The sequence below is a fragment of the Burkholderia sp. KBS0801 genome (genome assembly GCF_005937855.2).
GTDB lineage: Bacteria > Pseudomonadota > Gammaproteobacteria > Burkholderiales > Burkholderiaceae > Burkholderia > Burkholderia ambifaria.
Genome location: NZ_CP042177.1, coordinates 3,327,617 through 3,351,005, shown reverse-complemented (window position 1 = coordinate 3,351,005; position 23,389 = coordinate 3,327,617). Strand labels below are relative to the sequence as shown.

Here is a 23,389-nt window from a genome sequence, read left to right as displayed (position 1 = left end):
CCGCTTTCCGTCATTCACTTTCGCGCCTTTCGGAACACCGCCATGAAACTCGTCATTGGAGACAAGAATTACTCGTCGTGGTCGATGCGGCCGTGGCTGCTGCTCGCGCATTTCGGGATCCCGTTCGACGAGATCGCGATCGAACTGCGCCGCGACGACACGGTCGCGCGCATCCGCGAGTATTCGCCGACCGGCAAGGTGCCGTGCCTGATCGACGATCACGGCACCGCGATCTGGGATTCGCTCGCGATCGCCGAGACGCTCGCCGAGCGCTATCCGCAATTCCCGATGTGGCCGGCCGATCCGCTGGAGCGCGTGCACGCGCGCTGCATCTCGGCCGAGATGCACTCGGGCTTCGCCGCGCTGCGCGCGCAGATGGGGATGAACGTGCGCGCGTCGATGCCGGGACGCGGCACGACGCCCGATGCGCTGGCCGACGTCGCGCGTATCGACGCGCTGTGGAGCGCGTGCATCGAGGCATCGGGCGGGCCGTTCCTGTTCGGTGAATTCGGGATCGCCGATGCGATGTATGCGCCGGTCGTGATGCGCTTCAACACGTATGCGCCGGCGCTGTCGCCGGAAGCGGCCGGGTATGCCGCGCGCGTGACCGCGCTGCCGGCCGTGCAGCGCTGGATCGACGCCGCGCGCCGCGAAACCAACGTGATTGCCGAATACGAACCGAACCCATGAACATCTACGCAGTAGGCGGAGCGATCCGCGACGAATTGCTCGGCGTGCCGGTGCAGGACCGCGACTACGTGGTGGTGGGCGCGACGCCCGAGCAGATGGTCGCACAGGGCTTCCGGCCGGTCGGCAAGGATTTCCCGGTGTTCCTGCATCCGGACACGCAGGAGGAATACGCGCTCGCGCGCACCGAGCGCAAGACGGCGGCCGGCTATCACGGCTTCCAGTTCTACTTCGCGCCGGACGTGACGCTCGACGAGGATCTCGCGCGGCGCGACCTGACGATCAACGCGATGGCGCGCGAAGTGAGCCCGGAGGGCGCGCTGGTCGGGCCGGTGATCGATCCGTTCGACGGACAGGCCGACCTGCGCGCGCGCGTGTTCCGGCACGTGGGCGACGCGTTCGTCGAGGATCCGGTGCGAATCCTGCGGATCGCGCGTTTTGCCGCGCGCTTCGCGGATTTCACGGTCGCGGACGACACGCTCGCGCTGATGCGGCGCATGGTCGACGCCGGCGAAGCGGACGCGCTGGTGGCCGAACGCGTGTGGCAGGAAATCGCGCGCGGGCTGATGGAGGCGAAGCCGTCGCGGATGTTCGCGGTGCTGCGCGAATGCGGCGCGCTCGCGCGCGTCCTGCCCGAGGTCGACGCGCTGTGGGGCGTGCCGCAGCGCGCCGACTACCACCCGGAAGTCGACACCGGCGTGCACGTGATGATGGTCGTCGACTACGCGGCGAAGCAGGGCTACTCGCTGCCGGTGCGCTTCGCGGCGCTCACGCACGATCTCGGCAAGGCGACGACACCCGCCGACGTGCTGCCGCGCCATGTCGGCCACGAAGGCCGCAGCGTCGAGCTCATCAAGCCGTTGTGCGAGCGGCTGCGCGTGCCGAACGATTGCCGCGATCTGGCGCTGGTGGTCGCGCGCGAGCACGGCAACCTGCATCGCGTGATGGAAATGGGCGCGGCCGCGCTGGTGCGGTTCTTCGAGCGCAGCGATGCGCTGCGCAAGCCGGCGCGCTTCGCGGAGATGCTGCAGGCGTGCGAATCGGATGCCCGCGGCCGGCTCGGGCTCGACACGCAGCCGTATCCGCAGGCCGAGCGGCTGCGCGTGGCGCTGGTGGCGGCGCGCAGCGTCGACGCGGGCGCGATCGCGCGCGGTGTCGGCGACGATGTGATGCAGATCAAGGACGCCGTGCATCGCGCACGGGTCGAGGCCGTCAAGCAGGCGCTGGCGATCGGCGAATAGCGCGGACCAAACGAGTGGCGCGGTGCGTCGCCCGGCCGCCAGCCGTCATTGCTTCGTGCGGGCAGTGGCGCGGGCCGGGGTGGCGGCGGCCGGGCGTTTGCCCGTGGTCGCGCGCGGCTTGCCGGCAGTGGGCTTGGCCGCCGGCTTGACCGCCACGCGGGGCGGCAGGACGGCAGGCGCGGCCGCGTTCGCGTCGTGCTCTTGTTCGCGTTGCTGCGCCTGTTCGCGGCGGCTCACGCGCGGCTCGCCCGGCGTCGGCCCGGCATCGCGCGCGGGCGGCCTGATTTCCATTGTCGCGGATCCGAACTCGGCGCAACTGTCGTCGAAGAGCGGCAGCGTGCCGACCGCGATCAGTTCGGCCGGCCCGTCGCCGACATTCGCGACGCGATGGCGCTTGCGCGCGTCGAAGTGCAGCGAGTCGCCGGGCGACAGCGGGTAATCCTTCTTGCCGATCGTGTAGCAGACGCGGCCGGTCAGCACGTACACGAACTCGTCGCCGCCGTGCGCGACCCATTCCGAACGGTAGCCCTCCATCATCCGGACCTTGAGCGCGTGGATCTGGCTGCCATCGAAGGTGGTCGACAGCCGTTCGTACCATTGCGACGTGGCGTCGACCGCGTACGGTTCGCGGCGGCCCGCGCGCGAGTCGGGCTGCGCCTGGCGCGGCTGCTCGATCAGCGTGCCGAGCGGCACGTTCAGCGCCGTCGCGACGTTGACGAGCGACGACAGCGAGATCCCGGTGAGATTGCGCTCGACCTGCGACAGGAATCCGATCGACAGGTTCGCCTCGGTCGCGACTTCCAGCAGCGTCTTCTTCGCTTCCCGGCGCAGGCGCCGGATGCGCTGGCCGATACGCATGAGGTCTGAATCCATGAATCTCTTTCGTGACAACGAGTCGGGAGGCGAGCGGAAGGGCGATGCAGCCGCCGGGACGTTGCGTTCCGCGAAGCGCACGACGCATGGCCGTCGGGACGGCGATGCCGGCGCATTGTACCGCGCGGTGGCGCCCGCACGGCGCCACGCCGCGCCTGGCGGCGCACCCTTCGCGCCGTGCCGGTAATTTTAGCCCTACGAAAATTTTGGCTTGACCTCAATTTGAGCGTGCTCTAGATTCTGTCGACGCATCAAACAAAGTTAAGTGGGACAAAAATTTTTCCCGAGACCGGCGCCGGAACGGCGCTGCGGCGCCGCCGCCCGGCTGCCCGCGGGGCCTTGCGTCGTCCGCGCCCGGGCGGCGCGCCGCGTGCGCGATGCCGCGTGACACCGCCGGCTGCCGACAACAATCATTAGCGGGTATCCGATGATCGATCGACTGAAATACAGCTTCTCCGGCCTTCCCCCGTATGACGCGTGCGTCGCCGACACGCAGCGCGGCCTGTCGCGCGCGCTCGACGCGCTGCGGCTCGACGCCGTGGTCGTCACGTCGCAGGACGAATACATCACCGAATACCTGCCGCGCAGCAACAACCCGCGCTACGCGCTGTCGGGCTTCGACGGCTCGGCCGGCTGCGGGATCTTCCTGAGCGCGGCGACCGCGCAGGCGCTCGGCGTGCCGCCGTTCGTGCTGTTCGTCGACGGCCGCTATCACCTGCAGGCCGAACGGCAGTGCGACCCGGCGCACGTGCGGATCGAGAAGCTCGGGATGAACGTGACGATCTGGCAGGCGCTGGCCGACTGGCTGGTCGTGCACGCGAGCCGGCTCGCGCGGGTCGGCTACGACGCGCTGCGGATCAGTGTCGCGCAGCGCGATCGGCTCCTCGAGCAGACGCAGCCCGCGTCGTTCGACTGGACGAGTCTCGTCGAGCGCGAGATCGACCGCGCGATCGCGCTGCCGGGCTGGGTGGTCGAGCGGCCGATCTTCGAGCTGCCGGACACGATGACCGGCGCGAGCGTCGCGCAGAACCTCGACGCGCTGAACCGCCGGCTCGCCGCGCACACCGGCGCGGCGCCCGGCAAGACCGCATTCTTCACGTGTGCGTCGGACGATCTCGCGTACCTGCTGAACAGCCGCGGCTATCACGTCCCGAACGTGTCGTCGCATCTGGGCTTCCTGTTCGCGGTCGGCGCGCAGGTCGTGCTGTTCCTGCCGGAAGGCTGCGACCGGTGCCCGGTCGAGCTGGCGTCGTATCCGGCGTTGCACGTGATCCGGCGCGACTTCGCCGAACTCGAGCGCTTCCTCGCGTCATGCGCGGTCGACCACGTGTGCTACGGCTTCGAATCGGTCAACTGCGCGCTCGTCGAGTCGGTGCGCCGCGTGTGGCCGCATGCGCGCCACGCCGATTTCAACCCGGTCGAGGCGATGCGGGCGAGCAAGACGCCGGCGGTGCTCGACCGGTTCCGCGACGCATTCGCGCGCAGTTCGGCGGCGATCGCCGAAACGATGCGCTGGGCGAAGACCGGCGAGCCGGGGCGGCGCCATACCGAATACGACCTGGCCCGCACGATCAACGACGCGTACGGCGCGCGTTCGGCGGTCGCGCTGACGTTCCCGTCGATCGCGGCGAACGGCGCGAACAGCGCGTTCGCGCACTACACGACGGCGAGCGCCGAGGTCGAGCTGACGGAAGGCGAACTCGTGCTGCTCGACAGCGGCGCGTATTACGACGCCGGTTTCGCGACGGACTGCACGCGGGTCGTTCTGCGTCGCACGCGGCCGGAAACGGTCGCGCAGCCGTGGCAGCGCGAGATCTATACGGTCGCGCTGAAGGCCTGCATCAAGGGGCTCGTCACGCGCTTCCCGAAGACGGCCACGGGCGGCGATGTCGATGCAGCGGTACGGCAGGTGTGCCGCGACCATGGCTACGATTTCGGCCACGGCACCGGGCATGGCGTCGGGATCCACGTCCACGAGGGCGGCGTGCGGTTCGCGCCGGGCGCGAAGTACGGGCTGGTGCCGAATGCGGTGATTTCGGTCGAGCCGGGCATCTACGTGCCGGGCAAGGGCGGCGTGCGGATCGAGAACATCGTGATCGTGCGCGCGGACGACGACGCATCGGACACCGTCTCGTTCGAGAACATCGTCACCGTCGGCTACGACTGGGACCTGATCGATATCGAGCTGCTGGACGACGGCGAGCGTGCGTACCTGCGCGACTACGAACGGCTTTGCGTGGAACGCGGCACGCAGGTCACTGCGTGTCCGCTGCTGTAAGGCGGGGAGGGCGCGCGCGCGGCCGGCGCGTCGGAGCGCCGGCATGATCGGTGCGTCGGGGTGCCGGCGTGATCGGCGCGTCGGGGTCCCGGCATGATCGGTACGTCGGAGCGACGACCTGATCAGTACATCAGAGCGTCGGCGTGACAGGTACGTCAGCGTTTCAGCGCATCAGCGCCGATACGCGTCCGTCGGGCCCGTACACGCCGGCCGGCGCGGGAGCCGAGCGCAGCACCGCGAGCGCGCGCTCGTTGTAGTCCATCCGGATCCGGATCAGCATCCCGTTGGTCGCATTGGCCTGGCGCGCGCGTTCGGCAGCCTGCAGCAGCAACTGCCAGCGGCCGGCGAGGCGTGCATCGCGCTCGGCGGCCTGGTCCATGCCTTTCTTGCCGGCCGGAAAGCCAAGCGCGGACAGCTGCGTGTCGCGCGTGCGCTCGAGCTGCGCGAGCCGGTCGATCAGCACGCTCTTCTTCTCGACGATGCCGGGCAGCATGTCGAGCGGCTCCGGTGTCGTGAGCGCCTTTTCCTCGTAGGCGAGCAGGGACGCGAACGCTTCGACCGTCGCGTGTTCGTCGTTGACCGTGGCCAGCAGCTCTTCTCTCATCGCGTCATGCTCGTCGCGCCGGCACGCGGTGGCGCATGCCGGCAAACCAGGGGACCGGTCAGGGCGTGACGGGCCCCGGGCCGGCTCAGTTGCCCTGCGAGCGCTGCTGTTGCAGCAGGTCGCGGGCGGTATTCAATACGCCGTCGGCGATCTTGTTCACGTCGATCGTCAGCGTGCCGTCGTTCAGCGCGTCCTTGATCGACTGGACGAGGGCCGTGTCGATGTCGGCGCTGCCGGAGGCCGACAGCGAACGCAGCTGGCCCGACAGACCCGACAGGTTCACGGTCGTGTCGCCGCCGGTCGATCCTGCGTCGGCCGTCTGCGCGGACGACGAAGCCGCGCCGGATTGCGCGCGGGTCGCGCCGTTGCCGGTCGACGCGAGGGGGCTCGGTTTCGGAGTGGAATCGATCTTCACGATGGGTTTCCTGTACGGTATGACCCAGATAACGGCCGGGTCGGCCCGAACTTTAGCATCGTGAGCCCGACAGGCTCCGAATAAACAATTCTTTGCAATCTTGCGGCGGGATCCGCCCCTACAGCGGAATTTCCACGGTGCCGGCGTCCTTGACGATCGCCGTGACGATTTGCCCCGCGGCCATCCTGACCCGTATCGACTGGCCCGGCGCCGCGTTCGCGAGCGCGCTGCCCTCGGCCGAGATCGTGAAGCCGGGCCCGGCGGCGACGACCCGCACCGTCTGGCCGGCCGACACCGACGCGGCGCTCTTCAGCATGTCCTGGCGCAGCGGCAGCCCGGCCGAGATCCGGGCTAGCGCGGTCGCGCCGACCGCCTGCGCGGGATCGGTGATCACCGCGAGCGGCAGCACCGTCAGGTCGCCGTCGCGCGCGACGAGGTCGGCCGCGGTGAGCGGCTCGCCCGGCGCGATCTGCCGCGCGGCGACGTAATAGGTGGCCTGCACGGCAACCTTCGCCTGCAGGTAGACGGTCCACGGCCGTTCGCCCGCGCAGCGCACGCCGACCGTCGTGCGGCCCCACAGGCGCGCACCGGTCGGCAGGAACGGCTCGAGCGTCGTGCACGCGGCGAGCCCGCGCGGAAACGCGGCCGCGACGGTCGCGGTGCTCTTGCCCGGCAGGCCGGCGATCTGCTGCTGGAGGAACGCGAGGGCCGTGCGCCGGATCGCGTCGGGGTCCTGCTGGCCGGGCGGCGTCGCCGGCTGGGGCGCGGCGGCCGCCTGGGCCGCGGTGGTTGACGCCGTCGGCGCGCGCGGGGCCGGTGCGGCCGGGAGGGGGCGCGCTGCCGCGACGCGCGGGGCGATCGCCGCACGCGCGGGATTCGACGCGGGTTCGGCAGTACCGGCGACGACGGTCGCGACGGCGCCCGGATCGGCCGCGCGCGGCGCGCCGTAACCGGTGTTCATGCGTGCGGCCGCGTAGACGGCGCGCGGTGCAGGCGCCGGCACGACGGCCGGCGGAGGAACGCTCGTCACGACCATCGAGCCGGCCGGCTGCGCCGCGTAGGCAGCCGCGGCAGTGCCGGCCGCACCGCCCGCCATCGCCATGCCCGCGCCCGACACCGTTCCCGCGCCCGACGCCGCACCCACCGCCGCGCCCGACGCCATCCCCGCATTCCCGCCGAACTGCCCGCCGCTCGCCGCATTCGCATGCGCGAGCGCCGTCTCGGCCGTCTCGCCGCGTCCGGGGATCACGATCATCCCGTCGTCCGCGTGCGCCGCCGGCACCGCGAGCCACAGCGCCGCGGCGAGCGCGTACGCACGCGGCACGCGCGTCCGGCGTCCGTCGTTCCCGCGAAGTGCGCTGCCTGTCATCGCCGTGTCCTCGAAACCGTTGATCCGAATCGCATTCTAGGCAGCGGGGCCGTCGCGCAAACGATGAATAGAGGGGGCCTTTGCCGCGTTATTCGCCCGATTGCCGGTTGCGCGCGACGCCTACCATCGCTGTCATGGAAAAAAGCCCCTTGGGTCGCCATCCGGCGCAACGGGCGTGCAGCGCTTCATACGGAGAGACGCACACATGCTGGACAAACTCGATGCCGAATTCGCGTTCGGCCGCCAGGCGCTCGACGTGCGCGCCTATCGGCAGGAACTGCTGTCGTCGAACATCGCGAACGCCGACACGCCGGGCTACCAGGCCCGCGACGTCGATTTCGCGTCGACCCTCGCGCGCTCGCTGAAGCAGACCCACGGCGGCCTCGCGCCGAGCAACGCCGCGCAGCTGCCGATGGCGCAGCCGGCCGGCGTGGCGAGCGGGATGACGATGGTATCGACGGCGCCGGGCCACATGGCCGGCGCCGCGAAGCTGATTCCGACGGGCGGCCCTGCCGACGACTACGGTCGTTCGCAATACCGGATGCCGCTGCAGCCGTCGCTCGACGGCAACACGGTCGATCTCGACGTCGAGCGCGTGCAGTTCGCGAACAACGCGCTGCACTACGAAACCGGGATGACCGTGATGACCCAGCAGATCAAGGCGATGATCGCCGCGATCTCGACGAACTCGTAAGCGCGCGGCGCTTTCCGTACCCGAACAAGGAGCCCTCATGCCCTCGTTGATGAACATCTTCGGCGTCGCCGGTTCGGCGCTGTCCGCGCAATCGCAGCGCCTGAACGTCACCGCGTCGAACCTCGCGAACGCCGACAGCGCGACCGGCCCCGACGGCAAGCCGTACAAGGCCAAGCAGGTCGTGTTCGCGACCGACCCGATGGGCGGCGCGCGCACCGCGTCCGGCCAGGGCGTGGGCGGCGTGCGCGTGACGAAGGTGATGGACGATCCGTCGCCGATGAAGTCGACCTACGACCCGGCGAACCCGTCCGCCGACGCGAACGGCTACGTGCAGATGCCGAACGTCGATCCGGTGCAGGAGATGGTGAACATGATCTCGGCGTCGCGCTCGTACCAGGCCAACGTCGAGACGCTGAACACCGCGAAGACGCTGATGCTCAAGACGCTGACGATCGGCTCGTAAGCCGCGCCGGGCGCGCTTCGACACAGAGATACCGACACATCGAGACCCCAGACCCGACAGTTCCGACACAAGGCCATTCAGGATGACATCCACCAGCACGACGATCGGCAGCAACGGCACCAACGTGTCGACCCTGCCGACCGACACGATGAACACCCGCAACGTGTCGACGACCGGCACGTCGGCGAGCGACCTGCAGGCGACGTTCCTGAAGCTGCTCGTCACGCAGCTGCAGAACCAGGATCCGACGAGCCCCGTCGACAGTTCGCAGATGACGTCGCAGCTCGCGCAGATCAACACGGTGAGCGGCATCGCGCAGCTCAACACGTCGCTCACGTCGCTGTCGAGCCAGCTCGCGGCCGGCCAGCAGACGCAGGCCGCGCTCCTGATCGGCACGAACGTGCTCGCGCCGGGCAACGGCGTCGCGGTGAAGGGCGGCGCGGCGTCGCCGTTCGGCGTGTCGCTCGCGAACGACGTGTCGAACCTGACGATCACCGTGAAGAACAGCTCGGGCGCCGTCGTCAACACGATCAACGCGGGCAAGCAGTCGGCCGGCACGGTGCCGTTCAACTGGACGCCGACCGATGCAGCGGGCAACGCGCTGCCGGACGGCAAGTACACCGTGAGCGCGCAATACACGGGCAGCGACGGCAAGACGTATGCGCCGACCGTGCTCGCGGCCGCGCAGGTACAGAGCGTGATCAAGCAGGCGGACGGCACGGCGGGGCTCGTGCTGTCGAACGGCACGACCGTGGGGCTCACCCAGGTCGCGTCGATCTTCCCGAACACCGCATCGTCGTCGACCTCCGACGCCACCACCACCAACTGATCCAGCTTTCTCGAAAACGGAGACCGAAATGGGTTATCAACAGGGTCTGAGCGGCCTCGCCGGCGCATCGAACGCGCTCGACGTGATCGGCAACAACATCGCCAACGCGAACACGGTCGGCTTCAAGTCGAGCACCGCGCAGTTCTCCGACATGTACGCGAACTCGATCGCGACGTCGGTCAACACGCAGATCGGGATCGGGACGGGGCTTGCGTCGGTACAGCAGCAGTTCGGCCAGGGCACGATCAACACGACGAACTCGTCGCTCGACGTCGCGATCAACGGCAACGGCTTCTTCCAGATGTCGAACAACGGCGTGACGACGTACTCGCGCGACGGCACGTTCCAGCGCGACAAGAACGGCTTCATCGTCGACTCGCAAGGCCGCAACCTGATGGGCTACACGGCTGGCTCGGGCGGCGTGATCAACACCGCGCAGACCGTGCCGCTGCAGGCGCCGACGACCAACATCGCGCCGACCGCGACGACCAAGATTACCGGCCAGTTCAACCTGAACTCGCAGGACACGGTGCCGACCAAGACGCCGTTCAGCGCGACCGACAGCACGACCTACAACTACTCGACGTCGATCCAGGTGTACGACTCGCTCGGCGGTTCGCAGGCGGTCAACATGTACTTCGTGAAGTCGGCGGCCGGCACGTGGGAAGCGTACGCGGGCGTCCAGGGCGGCGCGACGACCGATCTCGGCACGGTCACGTTCGATACGTCGGGCGCGATCAAGAGCACGACGACGGGCACGCCGGCGGCGCCGACCACGTCGCTCGGCCAGTTCCAGTTCACCGTGCCGAACACCGACGGCTCGGCGACGCCGCAAAGCCTCACGCTCGACCTGACCGGGACGACGCAGTACGGCGGCAAGGACGGCGTGAACAACCTCGCGCAGGACGGCTACGCGAGCGGCACGCTGACGACCTACTCGATCGGTGCCGACGGCAAGCTGACCGGCAACTACTCGAACGGCCAGACCGCCGTGCTCGGCCAGATCGCGCTCGCGAACTTCAACAACCCGAACGGGCTGGTGAACCTCGGCGGCAACCAGTATGCGGAGTCCTCCGCATCGGGCGTGCCGCAGATCTCCGCGCCGGGCAGCACGAACCACGGCGTGCTGCAGGGCAGCGCGCTCGAGAACTCGAACGTCGACCTGACGTCGCAGCTCGTCAACCTGATCACCGCGCAGCGCAACTACCAGGCGAACGCGCAGACGATCAAGACGCAGCAGACCGTCGACCAGACGCTCATCAACCTGTAACGCGCGGATAACCGGCAGCCATGGACCGATTGATCTACACGGCGATGACGGGCGCGTCGCAGTCGCTCGACCAGCAGGCGATCGTCGCGAACAACCTCGCGAACGCGTCGACGACGGGTTTTCGCGCGCAGCTCGCGACCTACCGCGCGGTGCCGATGAATTTCGGCGACGGCAGCACGAGCGATCCGACGACGACGCGCACCTACGTGCTCGCGTCGACGCCCGGCGCCGACTACGCGCCGGGTCCGATCACGCGCACGGGCAACCCGCTCGATGTCGCCGTGCAGGGCGCCGGCTGGCTGGCGGTGCAGACGGCCGACGGCAGCGAGGCGTACACGCGCGCCGGCAACCTGCACGTCGATGAAAACGGCCAGCTCGTCAACGCGAGCAACCTGCCGGTGATCGGCAACGGCGGCCCGATTTCGGTGCCGCCGAACGCGGAAGTGACGATCGGCAAGGACGGCACGGTGTCCGCGCTGATGCCGGGCGACCCGCCGACGGCGGTCGCGATCGTCGACCAGATGAAGCTCGTGAACCCCGATCCGGCCACGCTTTCGCGCGGCAACGACGGGCTGTTCCGCACCGCCGACGGCAATCCGGCCGACAGCGACCCGAGCGTGGTCGTCACGCCGAATTCGCTCGAAGGCAGCAACGTGAATCCGGTGACCGCGATGGTCGCGATGATCGACAACGCACGGGCGTTCCAGCTGCAGTCGAAGCTGATCCAGACGGCCGACCAGAACGAGCAGTCGGCGAACCAGCTGCTCAACTTCAGCTGAGCGGCACGGCCCTCGCTACCAGGAGAAGATTCAACATGAACCGTTCGCTCTACATTGCCGCCACCGGCATGAATGCGCAGCAGGCGCAGATGGACGTGATCTCGAACAACCTCGCGAACACCAGCACGAACGGCTTCAAGGCGTCGCGCGCGGTGTTCGAGGATCTGCTGTACCAGACCATCCGCCAGCCGGGCGCGAACTCGACGCAGCAGACCGAGCTGCCGTCGGGCCTGCAGCTCGGCACCGGCGTGCAGCAGGTCGCGACCGAGCGCCTGTACACGCAGGGCGGGCTCACGCAGACCGGCAACTCGAAGGACGTCGCGATCAACGGCGCGGGCTTCTTCCAGGTGCTGATGCCGGACGGCACGAATGCGTACACGCGCGACGGCTCGTTCCAGACCAACGCGCAGGGCCAGCTCGTCACGTCGAGCGGCTACCAGATCCTGCCGGCGATCACCGTGCCGCAGAACGCGCAGTCGCTGACGATCGGCAAGGACGGCGTCGTGTCGGTCACGCAGCCGGGCTCGAGCAACGCGGTGCAGATCGGCTCGTTGCAGATCGCCACCTTCATCAACCCGGCCGGCCTCGAGGCGAAGGGCGAGAACCTGTTCGCCGAAACCACGTCGTCGGGCGCGCCGAACGTGGCGCAGCCGGGCCTGAACGGCGCGGGCGTGCTCAACCAGGGCTACGTCGAGGCGTCGAACGTGAACGTCGTGCAGGAGCTCGTCAACATGATTCAGACGCAGCGTGCGTACGAGATCAACAGCAAGGCCGTGACGACGTCCGACCAGATGCTGCAGACCGTCACGCAGATGAAGAGCTAACCGGAAAGTCCAGTCGTCGCCATGAAGCAGGTTCGCCTCCTCCCGTCAGCCCCCGTGCGCGCCGTGTGCGCGCTCGCGGTGGCCGCGCTCGCCGGCTGCGCGCAGATTCCGCGCGATCCGATCATCCAGCAGCCGATGACGGCGCAGCCGCCGATGCCGATGTCGATGCAGGCGCCCGGCTCGATCTACAACCCGGGCTACGCGGGCCGGCCGCTGTTCGAGGACCAGCGGCCGCGCAACGTTGGCGACATCCTGACGATCATGATCGCGGAGAACATCAACGCGACCAAGTCGTCGGGGGCGAACACCAACCGGCAGGGCAACACCGACTTCAGCGTGCCGACGGCCGGCTTCCTCGGCGGGCTGTTCGCGAAGGCGAACATGTCGGCGGCCGGCGCCAACAAGTTCGCGGCGACGGGCGGCGCGAGTGCTGCGAACACGTTCAACGGCACGATCACCGTGACCGTCACCAACGTGCTGCCGAACGGCAACCTCGTCGTCAGCGGCGAGAAGCAGATGCTGATCAACCAGGGCAACGAGTTCGTGCGCTTCTCGGGGGTCGTCAACCCGAACACGATCTCGGGCGCGAACTCGGTCTACTCGACGCAGGTCGCCGACGCGAAGATCGAATACTCGTCGAAGGGCTATATCAACGAAGCCGAGACGATGGGCTGGCTGCAGCGCTTCTTCCTCAACCTCGCACCGTGGTGATGACGATGCCGCAGCCTCTTTTCCATCGACTGTCGTCCCGCGCGCAGGCCGTCGCGCGGATCGCCGCCGCGCTCGTGCTGGCCGCATGCGCGTTCGGCGCGCCGGGCGCGCACGCGGAACGCCTGAAGGATCTCGCGCAGATCCAGGGCGTGCGCGACAACCCGCTGATCGGCTATGGCCTCGTCGTCGGCCTCGACGGCACGGGCGACCAGACGATGCAGACGCCGTTCACGACGCAGACGCTCGCGAACATGCTCGCGAACCTCGGCATCTCGATCAACAACGGGTCGGCCAACGGCGGCCCGTCGTCGCTGAACAACATGCAGCTGAAGAACGTCGCGGCGGTGATGGTGACCGCCACGCTGCCGCCGTTCGCGCGGCCGGGCGAGGCGCTCGACGTGACCGTGTCGTCGCTCGGCAACGCGAAGAGCCTGCGCGGCGGCACGCTGCTGCTCACGCCGCTCAAAGGCGCGGACGGGCAGGTGTACGCGCTCGCGCAGGGCAACATGGCGGTGGGCGGCGCGGGCGCGAGCGCGAACGGCAGCCGCGTCCAGGTGAACCAGCTCGCGGCCGGCCGGATCGTCGGCGGCGCGATCGTCGAGCGCTCGGTGCCGAACGCGATCGCGCAGATGAACGGCGTGCTGCAGCTGCAGCTGAACGACATGGACTACGGCACCGCGCAGCGGATCGTGTCCGCGGTCAATTCGAGCTTCGGCCCGGGCACCGCGACGGCGCTCGACGGCCGCACGATCCAGCTCGCCGCGCCGGCGGATTCCGCGCAGCAGGTCGCGTTCATGGCGCGCCTGCAGAACCTCGACGTGAGCCCGGACAAGGCCGCCGCGAAGGTCATCCTGAACGCGCGCACCGGCTCGATCGTGATGAACCAGATGGTGACGCTGCAAAGCTGCGCGGTCGCGCACGGCAACCTGTCGGTGGTCGTCAACACGCAGCCGGTGGTGTCGCAGCCGGGGCCGTTCTCGAACGGGCAGACGGTGGTCGCGCAGCAGTCGCAGATCCAGTTGAAGCAGGACAACGGGGCGCTGAAGATGGTGACGGCCGGCGCGAACCTCGCCGACGTCGTGAAGGCGCTGAACTCGCTCGGCGCGACGCCGGCGGACCTGATGTCGATCCTGCAGGCGATGAAGGCGGCCGGCGCACTGCGCGCCGATCTTGAGGTGATCTAAATGGCAGCGAACCTTCCCGACGCGAACGATCTCACCCAGCGCTTCGCGCTCGACGTGCAGGGCTTCGATGCGCTGCGCGCGCAGGCGAGGCAGTCGCCGCAGGCCGGCGCGAAGGCGGTCGCGGGCCAGTTCGACGCGATGTTCACGCAGATGATGCTCAAGAGCATGCGCGACGCGACGCCCGACGGTGGCCTGCTCGATTCGCACACGTCGAAGATGTACACGTCGATGCTCGACCAGCAGCTCGCGCAGCAGATGTCGAAGCGCGGGATCGGCGTCGCCGACGCGCTGATGAAGCAGCTGATGCGCAACGCGGGGCAGGGCGGCGGCACGGCGGCCGACGCCGGCGCGGCCGGGCTGGGTGCGGCGGGCCTGGGCGCGGCCGGCGCTGGCACGTCGGGCAACGAAGGCAGCCTCGCCGCGATGAATGCGATGGCGCGGGCGTACGCGAACGCGGCGAACAACGGCGGGCTCGCCGGCGCGCGCGGCTACTCGGCCGGCAGCGCGCTCACGCCGCCGTTGAAGGGCGCGAGCGGCGTGCAGGACGCCGACGCGTTCGTCGACCGGCTCGCCGCGCCGGCGCAGGCGGCGAGCGCGAGCACCGGCATTCCGGCGCGCTTCATCGTCGGGCAGGCCGCGCTCGAATCGGGCTGGGGCAAGCGCGAGATCCGCGCGAGCGACGGCTCGACGAGCTACAACGTGTTCGGCATCAAGGCGAACAAGGGCTGGACGGGCCGCACGGTGTCGGCGCTGACGACCGAGTACGTGAACGGCACGCCGCGGCGCGTCGTCGCGAAGTTCCGCGCGTATGATTCGTACGAGCATGCGATGACCGACTATGCGAACCTGCTGAAGAACAACCCGCGCTACGCGGGCGTACTGAGCGCGAGCCGCAGCGTCGAGGGTTTCGCGCACGGGATGCAGAAGGCCGGCTACGCGACCGACCCGAATTACGCGAAGAAGCTGATCTCGATCATGCAGCAGATCGGCTGACGGGCAGGCCCCGTTCCGCCGCCTTTCGGACCGCGCCCGGCACCCCGCCGCGCGCGGTTTCAACGTTTGCGCGAAAAATATCGGCAATTCGATCTAAACTTTCGGTGAGCACTGCCGCTAAGTGTGTGAGACCTGCAACCGGGCCCTGTTCTGGCCCGGTTTTACTGCGCACCGGTCGTCCGGGCGCCCTGACAAGAAAACCGGCTAGCCATGAATATCGAAACGTCGACCGATCCGAGCCTGGATGCGGGCCATTCCGGGCCTGACTACGCCCGCCGCAATCCGCTGGAGATCGGCGTGCAGCTGCGCAATCTCGTGAACCGCGGCGACTTCCTGACCGTCCAGTACCCGGGCGGTCAGCTGGTCACGCGCCTGCTCGAGGTCGACGTCGGCGCGCGCACGTTCACGTTCGACTGGGGTGCGCTGTCCGAGCAAAACGCCAGCATCCTCGCCGCGTCGCACTGCACGTTCTCGGCCGCGCCGGAGGGCGTGCGCGTCGAATTCACCACGAGCACGCCGCGCGAGACGCGCTACGAGGGGCTGCCCGCGTTCGTCGCCGATTTCCCCGACGTGCTGATGTGCATCCAGCGCCGCGAGTACTTCCGCGTCGATGCGCCGATCGTCGATCCGTTCCTGTGCCGCGGCACGCTGCCGGACGGCGAGAGCTTCGTGTTCGAGGTGCATAACCTGTCGCTGGGCGGCGTCGGGTTGCGCACGGCCGACGAGCGCGTCGAGGCGCTCGAGGTCGGCACGCTGCTGCCGGACGTCGAGCTCGAGCTGACCGGCCACGGCAAGCTGTCGCTCGAGCTGCGTCTCGTGTCGCAGCGCTCGACGCAGATGCCGAACGGTTCGCGGCGCTACCAGCTCGGCTTTCGCTTCATGTCGCTGCCGGGCAGCGCGGAGAACACGCTGCAGCGCCTGATCACGCAGCTCGAGATGAAGCGCCGCTCGCTCGCGCGGGCCTGACGCACCCCCTCGCGGCCCCGCTCGGGGCCGCCTTCGCAGCGGCGCCGGCAGCGCCCGCCGCGGCCCTCGACCGGCGACGCGCGAGCGCGCGTCGCGCGTGCATTTTTTCCTCAATTTTTCCGATCCGCGGCCGTTATACCGGGAGTCACGCAACCCGGCGGCCGCAGCGCGGCCGGCTCATCAGGATCGCGCATGTCCAACACACTCATGAACCTCGGCGTCAGCGGCCTCAATGCCGCGCTCTGGGGCCTCACGACGACCGGTCAGAACATCAGCAACGCCGCGACGCCCGGCTATTCGGTCGAGCGCCCCGTTTATGCCGAGGCGAGCGGTCAGTACACGTCGAGCGGCTACATGCCGCAAGGCGTGAACACCGTCACCGTGCAGCGGCAGTACAGCCAGTACCTGAGCGACCAGCTGAACAGCGCGCAGTCGCAGGGCGGCGCGCTGTCGACGTGGTATTCGCTCGTCGCGCAGCTGAACAACTACGTCGGCAGCCCGACGGCCGGCATCTCGACCGCGATCACCGGCTATTTCACCGGGCTGCAGAACGTCGCGAACAATGCGTCCGATCCGTCGGTGCGGCAGACCGCGATCAGCAACGCGCAGGTGCTCGCCGATCAACTCAAGGCGGCCGGCCAGCAGTACGACGCGCTGCGCCAGAGCGTGAACACGCAGCTCACCAGCACCGTGTCGCAGATCAACACGTATACGTCGCAGATCGCGCAACTGAACCAGCAGATCGCGGCGGCGAGCAGCCAGGGGCAGCCGCCCAACCAGCTGATGGACCAGCGCGACCTCGCGGTGTCGAACCTGTCGAGCCTCGCCGGCGTGCAGGTCGTGCGCAACGACAGCGGCTACAGCGTGTTCCTCGCGGGCGGCCAGCCGCTCGTCGTTGCCGACAAGAGCTATCAGCTCGCGACGGTCACGTCGCCGTCCGATCCGAGCGAGCTGACCGTCGTGTCGCAGGGGATCGCCGGCGCGAACCCGCCGGGCCCGAACCAGGCGCTGCCGGATACGTCGCTGTCGGGCGGCACGCTCGGCGGCCTGCTCGCGTTCCGCAGCCAGACGCTCGACCCCGCGCAAGCGCAGCTCGGCGCGCTCGCGACCAGCTTCGCCGCGCAGGTCAACGGGCAGAACGCGCTCGGCATCGACCTGTCGGGCAAGCCGGGCGGCAACCTGTTCGCGGTCGCGAACCCGGCCGTCTATTCGAACCAGGGCAATACCGGCAACGCGTCGCTGTCCGTCTCGTTCGCCAACGCAGCGCAGCCGACGACGAGCGACTACACGCTGTCGTACGACGGCACCAACTACACGCTGACCGATCGCGCGAGCGGGTCGGTGGTCGGCCAGTCGACGTCGATGCCGGCATCGATCGGCGGGCTGGCCTTCTCGTTCGCGTCCGGCTCGATGAATGCCGGCGACCAGTTCACCGTGCTGCCGACGCGCGGCGCGCTGAACGGCTTCGGCCTCGCGACGACGAGCGGTTCGGCGATCGCGGCGGCGTCGCCGGTGGTCGCGGCGGCGTCGAGCACCAACCTCGGCACGGGCAAGATCACGCAGGGCGCGGTGAGCGCCGGCTACCAGGTCCCGACGACGCCGACCAAGCTCACCTACGACGCGGCGTCGAAGTCGCTGTCGGGCTTCCAGGCCGGCACCACGGTGACGATCGCGGGCACGCCGCCCACCTCGGTGACGATCACGAGCCCGACCGACAGCGTGCCGTACGACGCGACGGCCGGCGCGAAGCTGACGATCACGAGCACCACGCAGCCGGCGCCGGCGGGCGTGATGAACGGCGTGACCGTCACGCTGTCCGGCGCGCCGTCGGACGGCGACTCCTTCACGATCGGGCCTTACGCGGGCGGCACGAGCGACGGCTCCAACGCGCTCGCGCTGTCGCAGCTCGTCACCGCGAAGTCGCTCGGCGGCGGCACGACGACGCTGACCGGCGCGTATGCGAACTACGTGAACGCGATCGGCAACACGGCGAGCCAGTTGAAATCGTCGAGCGCCGCGCAGACCTCGCTCGTCGGCCAGATCACGACCGCGCAGCAGTCGGTGTCGGGCGTGAACCAGAACGAGGAAGCGGCGAACCTGATGCAGTACCAGCAGCTTTACCAGGCGAACGCGAAGGTGATCCAGACGGCGGCGACGCTGTTCCAGACCGTGCTCGGCCTGTTCAACTGACCGGATTCGAGGAATAGAAGCGATGCGAATTTCCAGCGCCCAGTTCTTTCAGCTGAACGTTTCCCAGATGAACGATCAGCAGGCGCAGCTCGCGCAGCTGTACCAGCAGATCGCGAGCGGCGTGAGCCTGCAGACGCCGGCCGACAACCCGGTCGGCGCGGCGCAGGCCGTGCAGCTGTCGATGACGTCGGCGACGCTGTCGCAGTACGCGACCAACCAGACCGCGGCGCTCGCGTCGCTGCAGGCCGAGGACCAGGCGCTGCAGAGCGTGAGCGGCGTGCTGACCGGCGTGCAGACGCTCGTCGTGCGTGCCGGCGACGGCTCGCTCGCCGACAGCGACCGCTCGGCGCTCGCGACGCAGTTGCAAGGCTATCGCGACCAACTGATGACGCTCGCGAACTCGAACGACGGGGCCGGCAACTACCTGTTCGCCGGCCTGAACAATTCGTCGGCGCCGTTCACCAGCAGCCCGAACGGCAGCGTCAGCTACGTCGGCGACTCGGGCACGCGCCAGGTGCAGATCGGCGATTCGAGCAGCGTGGCGCAGGGCGACACCGGTTCGGCGGTGTTCATGTCGGTGCCGTCGCTCGGCAGCGCCCCGGTGCCGTCGGCCGGCGCCGCCAACACGGGCACCGGCACGATCACCGCGGTGACGGTCACGACCCCGTCGGCCGCGACCAACGGCCATCAGTTCTCGATCGCGTTCGGCGGCACGCCCGCCGCGCCGACCTACACGGTGACCGACAACTCGGCCAAGCCGCCGACCACCACAGCCGCGCAGGCGTACACGGCGGGCGCGTCGATCGCGCTCGGCGGCGGGATGACGGTGGCGGTGTCGGGCACGCCGGCCGCCGGCGACACGTTCGCCGTGACGCCCGGCCCGCAGGCGAGCGGCGGCGCGGACGTGTTCTCGACGCTCGACTCGATGATCTCGGCGCTGAAGACGCCCGTGACCGGCAACCCCGTTGCCGCCGCGGCGCTGTCGAACGCGCTGATGACGGGCTCGATCAAGCTCGGCAACACGATGCGCAACGTGACGACGATCCAGGCGTCGGTCGGCGGCCGCGAGCAGGAGGTCAAGGCGATGCAGGCCGTCAACCAGACCGCGTCGCTGCAGACGACCAGCAACCTGACGGACCTGACCAGCACCAACATGACGACGACGATCAGCCAGTATCTGCAGGTGCAGAACGCGCTGACCGGCGCGCAGAAGGCCTACGTGCAGCTGCAGAACCTGTCGCTGTTCCAGTACATCAATCCGTGATGCCCGCGGCGCCCGCTGCGATGTGAGCGCCCGCTTACGTCGCGCGGCGCGCTGGGCGGTCGCTGCCGGCCATGGCCACGACCGCGGCCGGCCTGCACGAGTGATCGCGCCGGCCCGGCGCCTGCCCCGCGGCCGTTGACGGCGGTTCGCGCTTGCCAGCCCCATTTCCGCTCCGTAAACTCGCGCCAGATTTCCAGACCGGCGCACCGTCCGCAGCCGGCGTTCGACAGGAGCACTTTTTCCCCATGTCCGATTCCTACTTCCCGCGCTGGCGGGTGCAATCGACCGGCGCGGCGCGCGTGGTCGGTCCCGACGAACGCCTCGCGTGGCCGCAGATGGTCGCAATGGGCGTGCAGCACGTCGTCGCGATGTTCGGCTCGACCGTGCTCGCGCCGCTGCTGATGGGCTTCGACCCGAACCTGTGCATCTTCATGTCGGGCATCGGCACGCTGCTGTTCTTCGTGCTGGTCGGCGGCCGCGTGCCGAGCTACCTCGGCTCGAGCTTCGCGTTCATCGGCCTCGTGATCGCGGTGACGGGCTACGGCGGCAGCGGCCCGAACCCGAACATCGCGGTCGCGCTCGGCGGGATTGTCGCGTGCGGCGTCGTGTACGTCGCGCTCGGCGCGCTGGTGCAGGCGATCGGCACGCGCTGGATCGAGACGCTGATGCCGCCCGTCGTCACCGGCGCGGTGGTCGCGGTGATCGGGCTGAACCTCGCGCCGATCGCGGTCAAGGGCGTGTCGGCCTCGACGTTCGACTCGGTGATGGCGCTCGTCACGGTGCTGTGCGTGGGCGGCGTCGCGGTGTTCGCGCGCGGGATGATGCAGCGCCTGCTGATCCTCGTCGGGCTCGCGATCGCGTACGCGCTGTACGCGATCGCGACCAACGCGATCGGCCTCGGCAAGCCGATCGATTTCTCGATCGTCGCGCATGCCGCGTGGTTCGGCGTGCCGGCTTTCCGGGCGCCCGTGTTCGATCCGCACGCGATGCTGATGCTCGCGCCGATCGCGGTGATCCTCGTCGCCGAGAACCTCGGCCACATCAAGGCCGTCAGCGCGATGACGGGCCACAACCTCGACCGCTACGTCGGTCGCGCGTTCATCGGCGACGGGCTCGCGACGATCGTGTCGGGCAGCGTCGGCGGCACGGGCGTGACCACCTACGCGGAGAACATCGGCGTGATGGCCGTCACGCGGATCTATTCGACGCTGGTGTTCGCGGTCGCCGCGCTGATCGCGATCGGGCTGGGCTTCTCGCCCAAGTTCGGCGCGGTGATCCAGACGATTCCGGGCCCGGTGCTCGGCGGCGTGTCGATCGTCGTGTTCGGGCTGATCGCGGTGACGGGCGCGCGGATCTGGGTCGTCAACAAGGTCGACTTCTCCGACAACCGCAACCTGATCGTCGCGGCTGTCACGCTGGTGCTTGGCGCCGGCGACTTCTCGCTGAAGATCGGCGGCTTCGGGCTCGGCGGAATCGGCACCGCGACGTTCGGCGCGATCATCCTGTACGCGATCCTGCGCAAGGAAAAGGAACCGGGGCCGGTGGTTTGATTGGGGTGCGGGCGGTGCAATGCCGCCCGCTGGTGCGCCCTCACGCGCCAGTGTTCGACTGCGCCTGGAGCCACGCACAGAACTGCGCGACGAGCGGATCGTCGGCCGGCGCGCGCGGCGCGATCCACCAGTAGCTGCGCGTCGCGATGCGCGGCCCGTCGAGCGGCATCACCAGGCGCCCGCTCGCGAGTTCGTCGTCGATCAGCGGCAGCGGGCCGAGCGCGACGCCCAGCCCGTCGACGGCCGCCTGCAGCGCCAGATAGAAGTGGTCGAACGACTGCCGCTTGCGCCCCTTCGGCGTCACGCCGGCCGCCGCGAACCAGTCGCGCCAGCCTTCCGGCCGCGTATCCGAATGCAGCAGCACGTGCCGGGCGAGATCGTCCGCGCGGATAATCGGCGCGCGCTTGAGCAGCGCGGGGCTGCAGACCGGAATCACGCTTTCGTCGAGGAAGTGGCCGCTCGTACAGTTCGGCCAGTGGCCGGGGCCGCGGCGGATCGCGACGTCGAAGCCGTCGAGCGCGTCGAGCGGCGCGTTCGACGTGGACAGCTTCAGCTCGACGTTCGGCACGTCGCGCTGAAACCGCGACAGGCGCGGCAGCAGCCATTTCATCGCGAAGGTCGGCAGCGCATTGATGCGCAGCACGCGCGCGGCACCGGTGTTGCGCAACTGCTCGGTGGCGAGCGCGATGCTGTCGAACGCGGCGCGCACGGTATCCAGATAGCGGCGGCCTTCATCGGTGAGCCTCACGCGCTTGCCGTAGCGGTGGAACACCGGCTTGCCGAGCCACGCCTCGAAGCCGGCGATCTGCCGACTGATGGCACCGTGAGTCACATGCAGCTCGTCACCGGCGGCGCTGAAGCTTTCGTGTCGGGCCGCTGCTTCAAAGGCCCGAAGCGCGGAAAAGGGCGGGAGATCGCGTGCCATGCTTGTGATTCTAGATCACAAGGGTGCGTCGATAAAATCGTTTTGCCGGCATTCCGAACGGCGGTAATCTCGGGGCACCGTTCGATGAGGAGCCCCATGCAATCCGTTTCCCCGCCGCCTGCAGCGCCCGCGCGCCGCATCGGCCTCGCCGAGTTGTTCACCGGCTTCCTGTCGCTCGGCCTGATGTCGTTCGGCGGCGCGTTGCCGTTCGCGCGGCGCACGATCGTCGACGAGCGCAAATGGCTGTCCGCCGATGAATTCACCGATCTGCTCGGTCTGTGCCAGTTCCTGCCGGGCGGCAACGTGATCAACCTGTCGGTCGCGGTCGGCATGCGCTTTCGCGGCGTCGCGGGCGCGTTCGCCGGCATTCTCGGGCTGATCGCGGGACCGACGCTCGTGGTCGTCGCGCTCGGCGTGCTGTATGCGAAGACGCAGGGCGATCCGCGCGTGCAGCACCTGTTCGGCGGGCTCGCCGCCGCGGCCGCGGGCCTGCTCGTCGCGATGGCCGTGAAGGTCGCGAAGCCGCTGCGGCACGCGCCGCGCACGGCGGCAGGCATCGCGGCGCTCGCGTTCGTCGCGATCGCGGTGCTGCGCGTTCCGCTGCTGACCACGATGCTGGTGCTGACGCCCGTCAGCATCTGGCTCGCGTCGCGGCGCCGCGATATGCCGGCATCGCAACGCACCGCCGCCCGCGACGGAGGCCGGTCATGAACGACACGCTGATCGCGATCGCGGCGATCTTCAGCCAGCTGTCGCTGCTGGCGTTCGGCGGCGGCAACACGATCCTGCCGGAGATGCAGCGGCAGGTAGTCGACGTCCATCACTGGATGAGCGCGCACGAGTTTACCGCGCTGTTCGCGCTCGCGCAGGCCGCTCCGGGGCCGAACATGATGATCGTGTCGCTGGTCGGCTGGCACGTGGCCGGCTGGGCCGGGCTGCTGGTCGCGTCGATCGCGAAGTTCGGGCCGTCCTCGATCGTCACAGTGCTCGCGCTGCATGCATGGGAGCGCTTTCGCGACCGCCCGTGGCGCCGCTACGTGCAGCAGGGGCTGATGCCGGTCACGGCCGGGCTCGTCGCGGCCAGCGCGGTGCTGATCTCGGAAGCGTCGAACCGCACCGCGATCCAGTGGGGCATCACCGCCGCATGCGCGGTGCTCGCATGGCGCACGCGCATCCATCCGCTGTGGCTGCTCGCGGCCGGCGCGCTGATCGGGCTCACCGGCATCGGTCAGTGAGCGGGAGCCGATCGGCGGCAGGCGACCGATGCCGCGCGTGATCGC

General features: G+C 69.2%; 23 protein-coding genes. 18 read left to right on the top strand and 5 right to left on the bottom strand.

Features of this window, described 5'->3' with window-relative positions:
• The first annotated feature begins 42 nt into the window (after nucleotides 1-42).
• On the top strand, nucleotides 43-690 hold the full coding sequence (locus FFI87_RS15975) for a glutathione S-transferase family protein (protein ID WP_138847014.1): 648 nt from the start codon (nucleotides 43-45) through the stop codon (nucleotides 688-690).
• Nucleotides 687-1,928 carry a multifunctional CCA addition/repair protein gene (locus tag FFI87_RS15970; RefSeq protein ID WP_012364912.1) on the top strand — a complete coding sequence of 414 codons (1,242 nt, stop codon included), beginning with the start codon at nucleotides 687-689 and terminating at the stop codon, nucleotides 1,926-1,928. The genes FFI87_RS15975 and FFI87_RS15970 overlap by 4 nt, the downstream gene beginning before the upstream one ends.
• Before the next feature lie 45 nt (nucleotides 1,929-1,973).
• Here FFI87_RS15970 and FFI87_RS15965 read toward each other — a convergent pair whose 3' ends face one another.
• Complete coding sequence (locus tag FFI87_RS15965; RefSeq protein ID WP_138847015.1) at nucleotides 1,974-2,801, bottom strand: helix-turn-helix domain-containing protein; 828 nt, start codon at nucleotides 2,799-2,801, stop codon at nucleotides 1,974-1,976.
• Nucleotides 2,802-3,228: 427 nt separating this feature from the next.
• On the opposite strand from FFI87_RS15965, the gene FFI87_RS15955 reads away from it, so the two are divergent.
• The gene (locus tag FFI87_RS15955; protein ID WP_138847017.1) at nucleotides 3,229-5,079 is read left to right on the top strand and encodes a M24 family metallopeptidase; all 1,851 of its coding nucleotides are present in this window, start codon (nucleotides 3,229-3,231) and stop codon (nucleotides 5,077-5,079) included.
• Nucleotides 5,080-5,242: 163 nt separating this feature from the next.
• Here FFI87_RS15955 and FFI87_RS15950 read toward each other — a convergent pair whose 3' ends face one another.
• The 3 genes from FFI87_RS15950 to flgA form a co-directional block, all read right to left on the bottom strand.
• Nucleotides 5,243-5,683, bottom strand: a complete 441-nt coding sequence (locus FFI87_RS15950; RefSeq protein ID WP_006755733.1) for a flagella synthesis protein FlgN — start codon at nucleotides 5,681-5,683, stop codon at nucleotides 5,243-5,245.
• A gap of 85 nt (nucleotides 5,684-5,768) precedes the next feature.
• Nucleotides 5,769-6,098 carry a flagellar biosynthesis anti-sigma factor FlgM gene (gene flgM, locus FFI87_RS15945; RefSeq protein ID WP_012364908.1) on the bottom strand — a complete coding sequence of 110 codons (330 nt, stop codon included), beginning with the start codon at nucleotides 6,096-6,098 and terminating at the stop codon, nucleotides 5,769-5,771.
• A 118-nt stretch (nucleotides 6,099-6,216) separates the two neighbouring features.
• Nucleotides 6,217-7,467, bottom strand: a complete 1,251-nt coding sequence (gene flgA, locus FFI87_RS15940) for a flagellar basal body P-ring formation chaperone FlgA (protein ID WP_138847018.1) — start codon at nucleotides 7,465-7,467, stop codon at nucleotides 6,217-6,219.
• A 205-nt stretch (nucleotides 7,468-7,672) separates the two neighbouring features.
• On the opposite strand from flgA, the gene flgB reads away from it, so the two are divergent.
• From flgB to FFI87_RS15875, 13 genes are all read left to right on the top strand, one after another.
• Nucleotides 7,673-8,161, top strand: a complete 489-nt coding sequence (gene flgB / locus FFI87_RS15935) for a flagellar basal body rod protein FlgB (RefSeq protein WP_006755136.1) — start codon at nucleotides 7,673-7,675, stop codon at nucleotides 8,159-8,161.
• A 37-nt stretch (nucleotides 8,162-8,198) separates the two neighbouring features.
• Nucleotides 8,199-8,624, top strand: a complete 426-nt coding sequence (gene flgC / locus FFI87_RS15930) for a flagellar basal body rod protein FlgC (RefSeq protein ID WP_006755137.1) — start codon at nucleotides 8,199-8,201, stop codon at nucleotides 8,622-8,624.
• 82 nt (nucleotides 8,625-8,706) lie between these two features.
• A complete protein-coding gene (locus FFI87_RS15925; RefSeq protein WP_012364905.1) occupies nucleotides 8,707-9,453 on the top strand; it encodes a flagellar hook assembly protein FlgD in 747 nt (248 codons plus the stop codon).
• A gap of 28 nt (nucleotides 9,454-9,481) precedes the next feature.
• Nucleotides 9,482-10,723: a flagellar hook protein FlgE gene (gene flgE / locus FFI87_RS15920; RefSeq protein ID WP_012364904.1), complete on the top strand. Its 1,242-nt coding sequence runs from the start codon at nucleotides 9,482-9,484 to the stop codon at nucleotides 10,721-10,723.
• 20 nt (nucleotides 10,724-10,743) lie between these two features.
• Nucleotides 10,744-11,502, top strand: a complete 759-nt coding sequence (gene flgF, locus FFI87_RS15915) for a flagellar basal-body rod protein FlgF (protein WP_126228676.1) — start codon at nucleotides 10,744-10,746, stop codon at nucleotides 11,500-11,502.
• A 35-nt stretch (nucleotides 11,503-11,537) separates the two neighbouring features.
• Nucleotides 11,538-12,326 carry a flagellar basal-body rod protein FlgG gene (flgG, locus tag FFI87_RS15910; RefSeq protein WP_006755141.1) on the top strand — a complete coding sequence of 263 codons (789 nt, stop codon included), beginning with the start codon at nucleotides 11,538-11,540 and terminating at the stop codon, nucleotides 12,324-12,326.
• Nucleotides 12,327-12,347: 21 nt separating this feature from the next.
• Entirely contained in the window at nucleotides 12,348-13,037 is a 690-nt protein-coding gene (gene flgH, locus FFI87_RS15905) for a flagellar basal body L-ring protein FlgH (protein ID WP_012364902.1), read from the top strand.
• A gap of 5 nt (nucleotides 13,038-13,042) precedes the next feature.
• Nucleotides 13,043-14,221 (top strand): flagellar basal body P-ring protein FlgI, encoded by a 1,179-nt coding sequence (locus FFI87_RS15900; RefSeq protein WP_041489963.1) that lies wholly within the window; start codon nucleotides 13,043-13,045, stop codon nucleotides 14,219-14,221.
• The gene (flgJ, locus tag FFI87_RS15895) at nucleotides 14,222-15,214 is read left to right on the top strand and encodes a flagellar assembly peptidoglycan hydrolase FlgJ (RefSeq protein WP_105831956.1); all 993 of its coding nucleotides are present in this window, start codon (nucleotides 14,222-14,224) and stop codon (nucleotides 15,212-15,214) included. It begins immediately after the preceding gene.
• A 210-nt stretch (nucleotides 15,215-15,424) separates the two neighbouring features.
• On the top strand, nucleotides 15,425-16,180 hold the full coding sequence (locus tag FFI87_RS15890) for a flagellar brake protein (RefSeq protein ID WP_011658137.1): 756 nt from the start codon (nucleotides 15,425-15,427) through the stop codon (nucleotides 16,178-16,180).
• Nucleotides 16,181-16,372: 192 nt separating this feature from the next.
• Nucleotides 16,373-18,370 (top strand): flagellar hook-associated protein FlgK, encoded by a 1,998-nt coding sequence (flgK, locus tag FFI87_RS15885; protein ID WP_138847019.1) that lies wholly within the window; start codon nucleotides 16,373-16,375, stop codon nucleotides 18,368-18,370.
• A 22-nt stretch (nucleotides 18,371-18,392) separates the two neighbouring features.
• A complete protein-coding gene (gene flgL, locus FFI87_RS15880; RefSeq protein ID WP_138847020.1) occupies nucleotides 18,393-19,634 on the top strand; it encodes a flagellar hook-associated protein FlgL in 1,242 nt (413 codons plus the stop codon).
• A gap of 245 nt (nucleotides 19,635-19,879) precedes the next feature.
• Nucleotides 19,880-21,184, top strand: a complete 1,305-nt coding sequence (locus FFI87_RS15875; protein WP_138847021.1) for a solute carrier family 23 protein — start codon at nucleotides 19,880-19,882, stop codon at nucleotides 21,182-21,184.
• Nucleotides 21,185-21,224: 40 nt separating this feature from the next.
• Here the strand turns inward: FFI87_RS15875 and FFI87_RS15870 are convergent, their stop codons facing one another.
• Nucleotides 21,225-22,109 carry a transcriptional regulator GcvA gene (locus FFI87_RS15870; RefSeq protein WP_138847022.1) on the bottom strand — a complete coding sequence of 295 codons (885 nt, stop codon included), beginning with the start codon at nucleotides 22,107-22,109 and terminating at the stop codon, nucleotides 21,225-21,227.
• A 96-nt stretch (nucleotides 22,110-22,205) separates the two neighbouring features.
• Here FFI87_RS15870 and FFI87_RS15865 point away from each other — a divergent pair, with 96 nt between their 5' ends.
• Together FFI87_RS15865 and FFI87_RS15860 are read left to right on the top strand one after the other, a co-directional pair.
• The gene (locus tag FFI87_RS15865; RefSeq protein WP_138847023.1) at nucleotides 22,206-22,820 is read left to right on the top strand and encodes a chromate transporter; all 615 of its coding nucleotides are present in this window, start codon (nucleotides 22,206-22,208) and stop codon (nucleotides 22,818-22,820) included.
• Nucleotides 22,817-23,344, top strand: coding sequence for a chromate transporter (locus FFI87_RS15860; RefSeq protein ID WP_138847024.1), 528 nt, complete (start codon nucleotides 22,817-22,819; stop codon nucleotides 23,342-23,344). The genes FFI87_RS15865 and FFI87_RS15860 overlap by 4 nt, the downstream gene beginning before the upstream one ends.
• Nucleotides 23,345-23,389 lie beyond the last annotated feature (45 nt).

What these genes read in the sequence shown, in the direction of transcription:
- FFI87_RS15975 (WP_138847014.1), top strand. Translation starts at nt 43, where the DNA reads ATGAAACTCGTCATTGGAGACAAGAATTACTCGTCGTGGTCGATGCGG.
- FFI87_RS15970 (WP_012364912.1), top strand. Translation starts at nt 687, where the DNA reads ATGAACATCTACGCAGTAGGCGGAGCGATCCGCGACGAATTGCTCGGC.
- FFI87_RS15965 (WP_138847015.1), bottom strand. Translation starts at nt 2,801, where the DNA reads ATGGATTCAGACCTCATGCGTATCGGCCAGCGCATCCGGCGCCTGCGC.
- FFI87_RS15955 (WP_138847017.1), top strand. Translation starts at nt 3,229, where the DNA reads ATGATCGATCGACTGAAATACAGCTTCTCCGGCCTTCCCCCGTATGAC.
- FFI87_RS15950 (WP_006755733.1), bottom strand. Translation starts at nt 5,683, where the DNA reads ATGAGAGAAGAGCTGCTGGCCACGGTCAACGACGAACACGCGACGGTC.
- flgA (WP_138847018.1), bottom strand. Translation starts at nt 7,467, where the DNA reads ATGACAGGCAGCGCACTTCGCGGGAACGACGGACGCCGGACGCGCGTG.
- flgB (WP_006755136.1), top strand. Translation starts at nt 7,673, where the DNA reads ATGCTGGACAAACTCGATGCCGAATTCGCGTTCGGCCGCCAGGCGCTC.
- flgC (WP_006755137.1), top strand. Translation starts at nt 8,199, where the DNA reads ATGCCCTCGTTGATGAACATCTTCGGCGTCGCCGGTTCGGCGCTGTCC.
- FFI87_RS15925 (WP_012364905.1), top strand. Translation starts at nt 8,707, where the DNA reads ATGACATCCACCAGCACGACGATCGGCAGCAACGGCACCAACGTGTCG.
- flgE (WP_012364904.1), top strand. Translation starts at nt 9,482, where the DNA reads ATGGGTTATCAACAGGGTCTGAGCGGCCTCGCCGGCGCATCGAACGCG.
- flgF (WP_126228676.1), top strand. Translation starts at nt 10,744, where the DNA reads ATGGACCGATTGATCTACACGGCGATGACGGGCGCGTCGCAGTCGCTC.
- flgG (WP_006755141.1), top strand. Translation starts at nt 11,538, where the DNA reads ATGAACCGTTCGCTCTACATTGCCGCCACCGGCATGAATGCGCAGCAG.
- flgH (WP_012364902.1), top strand. Translation starts at nt 12,348, where the DNA reads ATGAAGCAGGTTCGCCTCCTCCCGTCAGCCCCCGTGCGCGCCGTGTGC.
- FFI87_RS15900 (WP_041489963.1), top strand. Translation starts at nt 13,043, where the DNA reads ATGCCGCAGCCTCTTTTCCATCGACTGTCGTCCCGCGCGCAGGCCGTC.
- flgJ (WP_105831956.1), top strand. Translation starts at nt 14,222, where the DNA reads ATGGCAGCGAACCTTCCCGACGCGAACGATCTCACCCAGCGCTTCGCG.
- FFI87_RS15890 (WP_011658137.1), top strand. Translation starts at nt 15,425, where the DNA reads ATGAATATCGAAACGTCGACCGATCCGAGCCTGGATGCGGGCCATTCC.
- flgK (WP_138847019.1), top strand. Translation starts at nt 16,373, where the DNA reads ATGTCCAACACACTCATGAACCTCGGCGTCAGCGGCCTCAATGCCGCG.
- flgL (WP_138847020.1), top strand. Translation starts at nt 18,393, where the DNA reads ATGCGAATTTCCAGCGCCCAGTTCTTTCAGCTGAACGTTTCCCAGATG.
- FFI87_RS15875 (WP_138847021.1), top strand. Translation starts at nt 19,880, where the DNA reads ATGTCCGATTCCTACTTCCCGCGCTGGCGGGTGCAATCGACCGGCGCG.
- FFI87_RS15870 (WP_138847022.1), bottom strand. Translation starts at nt 22,109, where the DNA reads ATGGCACGCGATCTCCCGCCCTTTTCCGCGCTTCGGGCCTTTGAAGCA.
- FFI87_RS15865 (WP_138847023.1), top strand. Translation starts at nt 22,206, where the DNA reads ATGCAATCCGTTTCCCCGCCGCCTGCAGCGCCCGCGCGCCGCATCGGC.
- FFI87_RS15860 (WP_138847024.1), top strand. Translation starts at nt 22,817, where the DNA reads ATGAACGACACGCTGATCGCGATCGCGGCGATCTTCAGCCAGCTGTCG.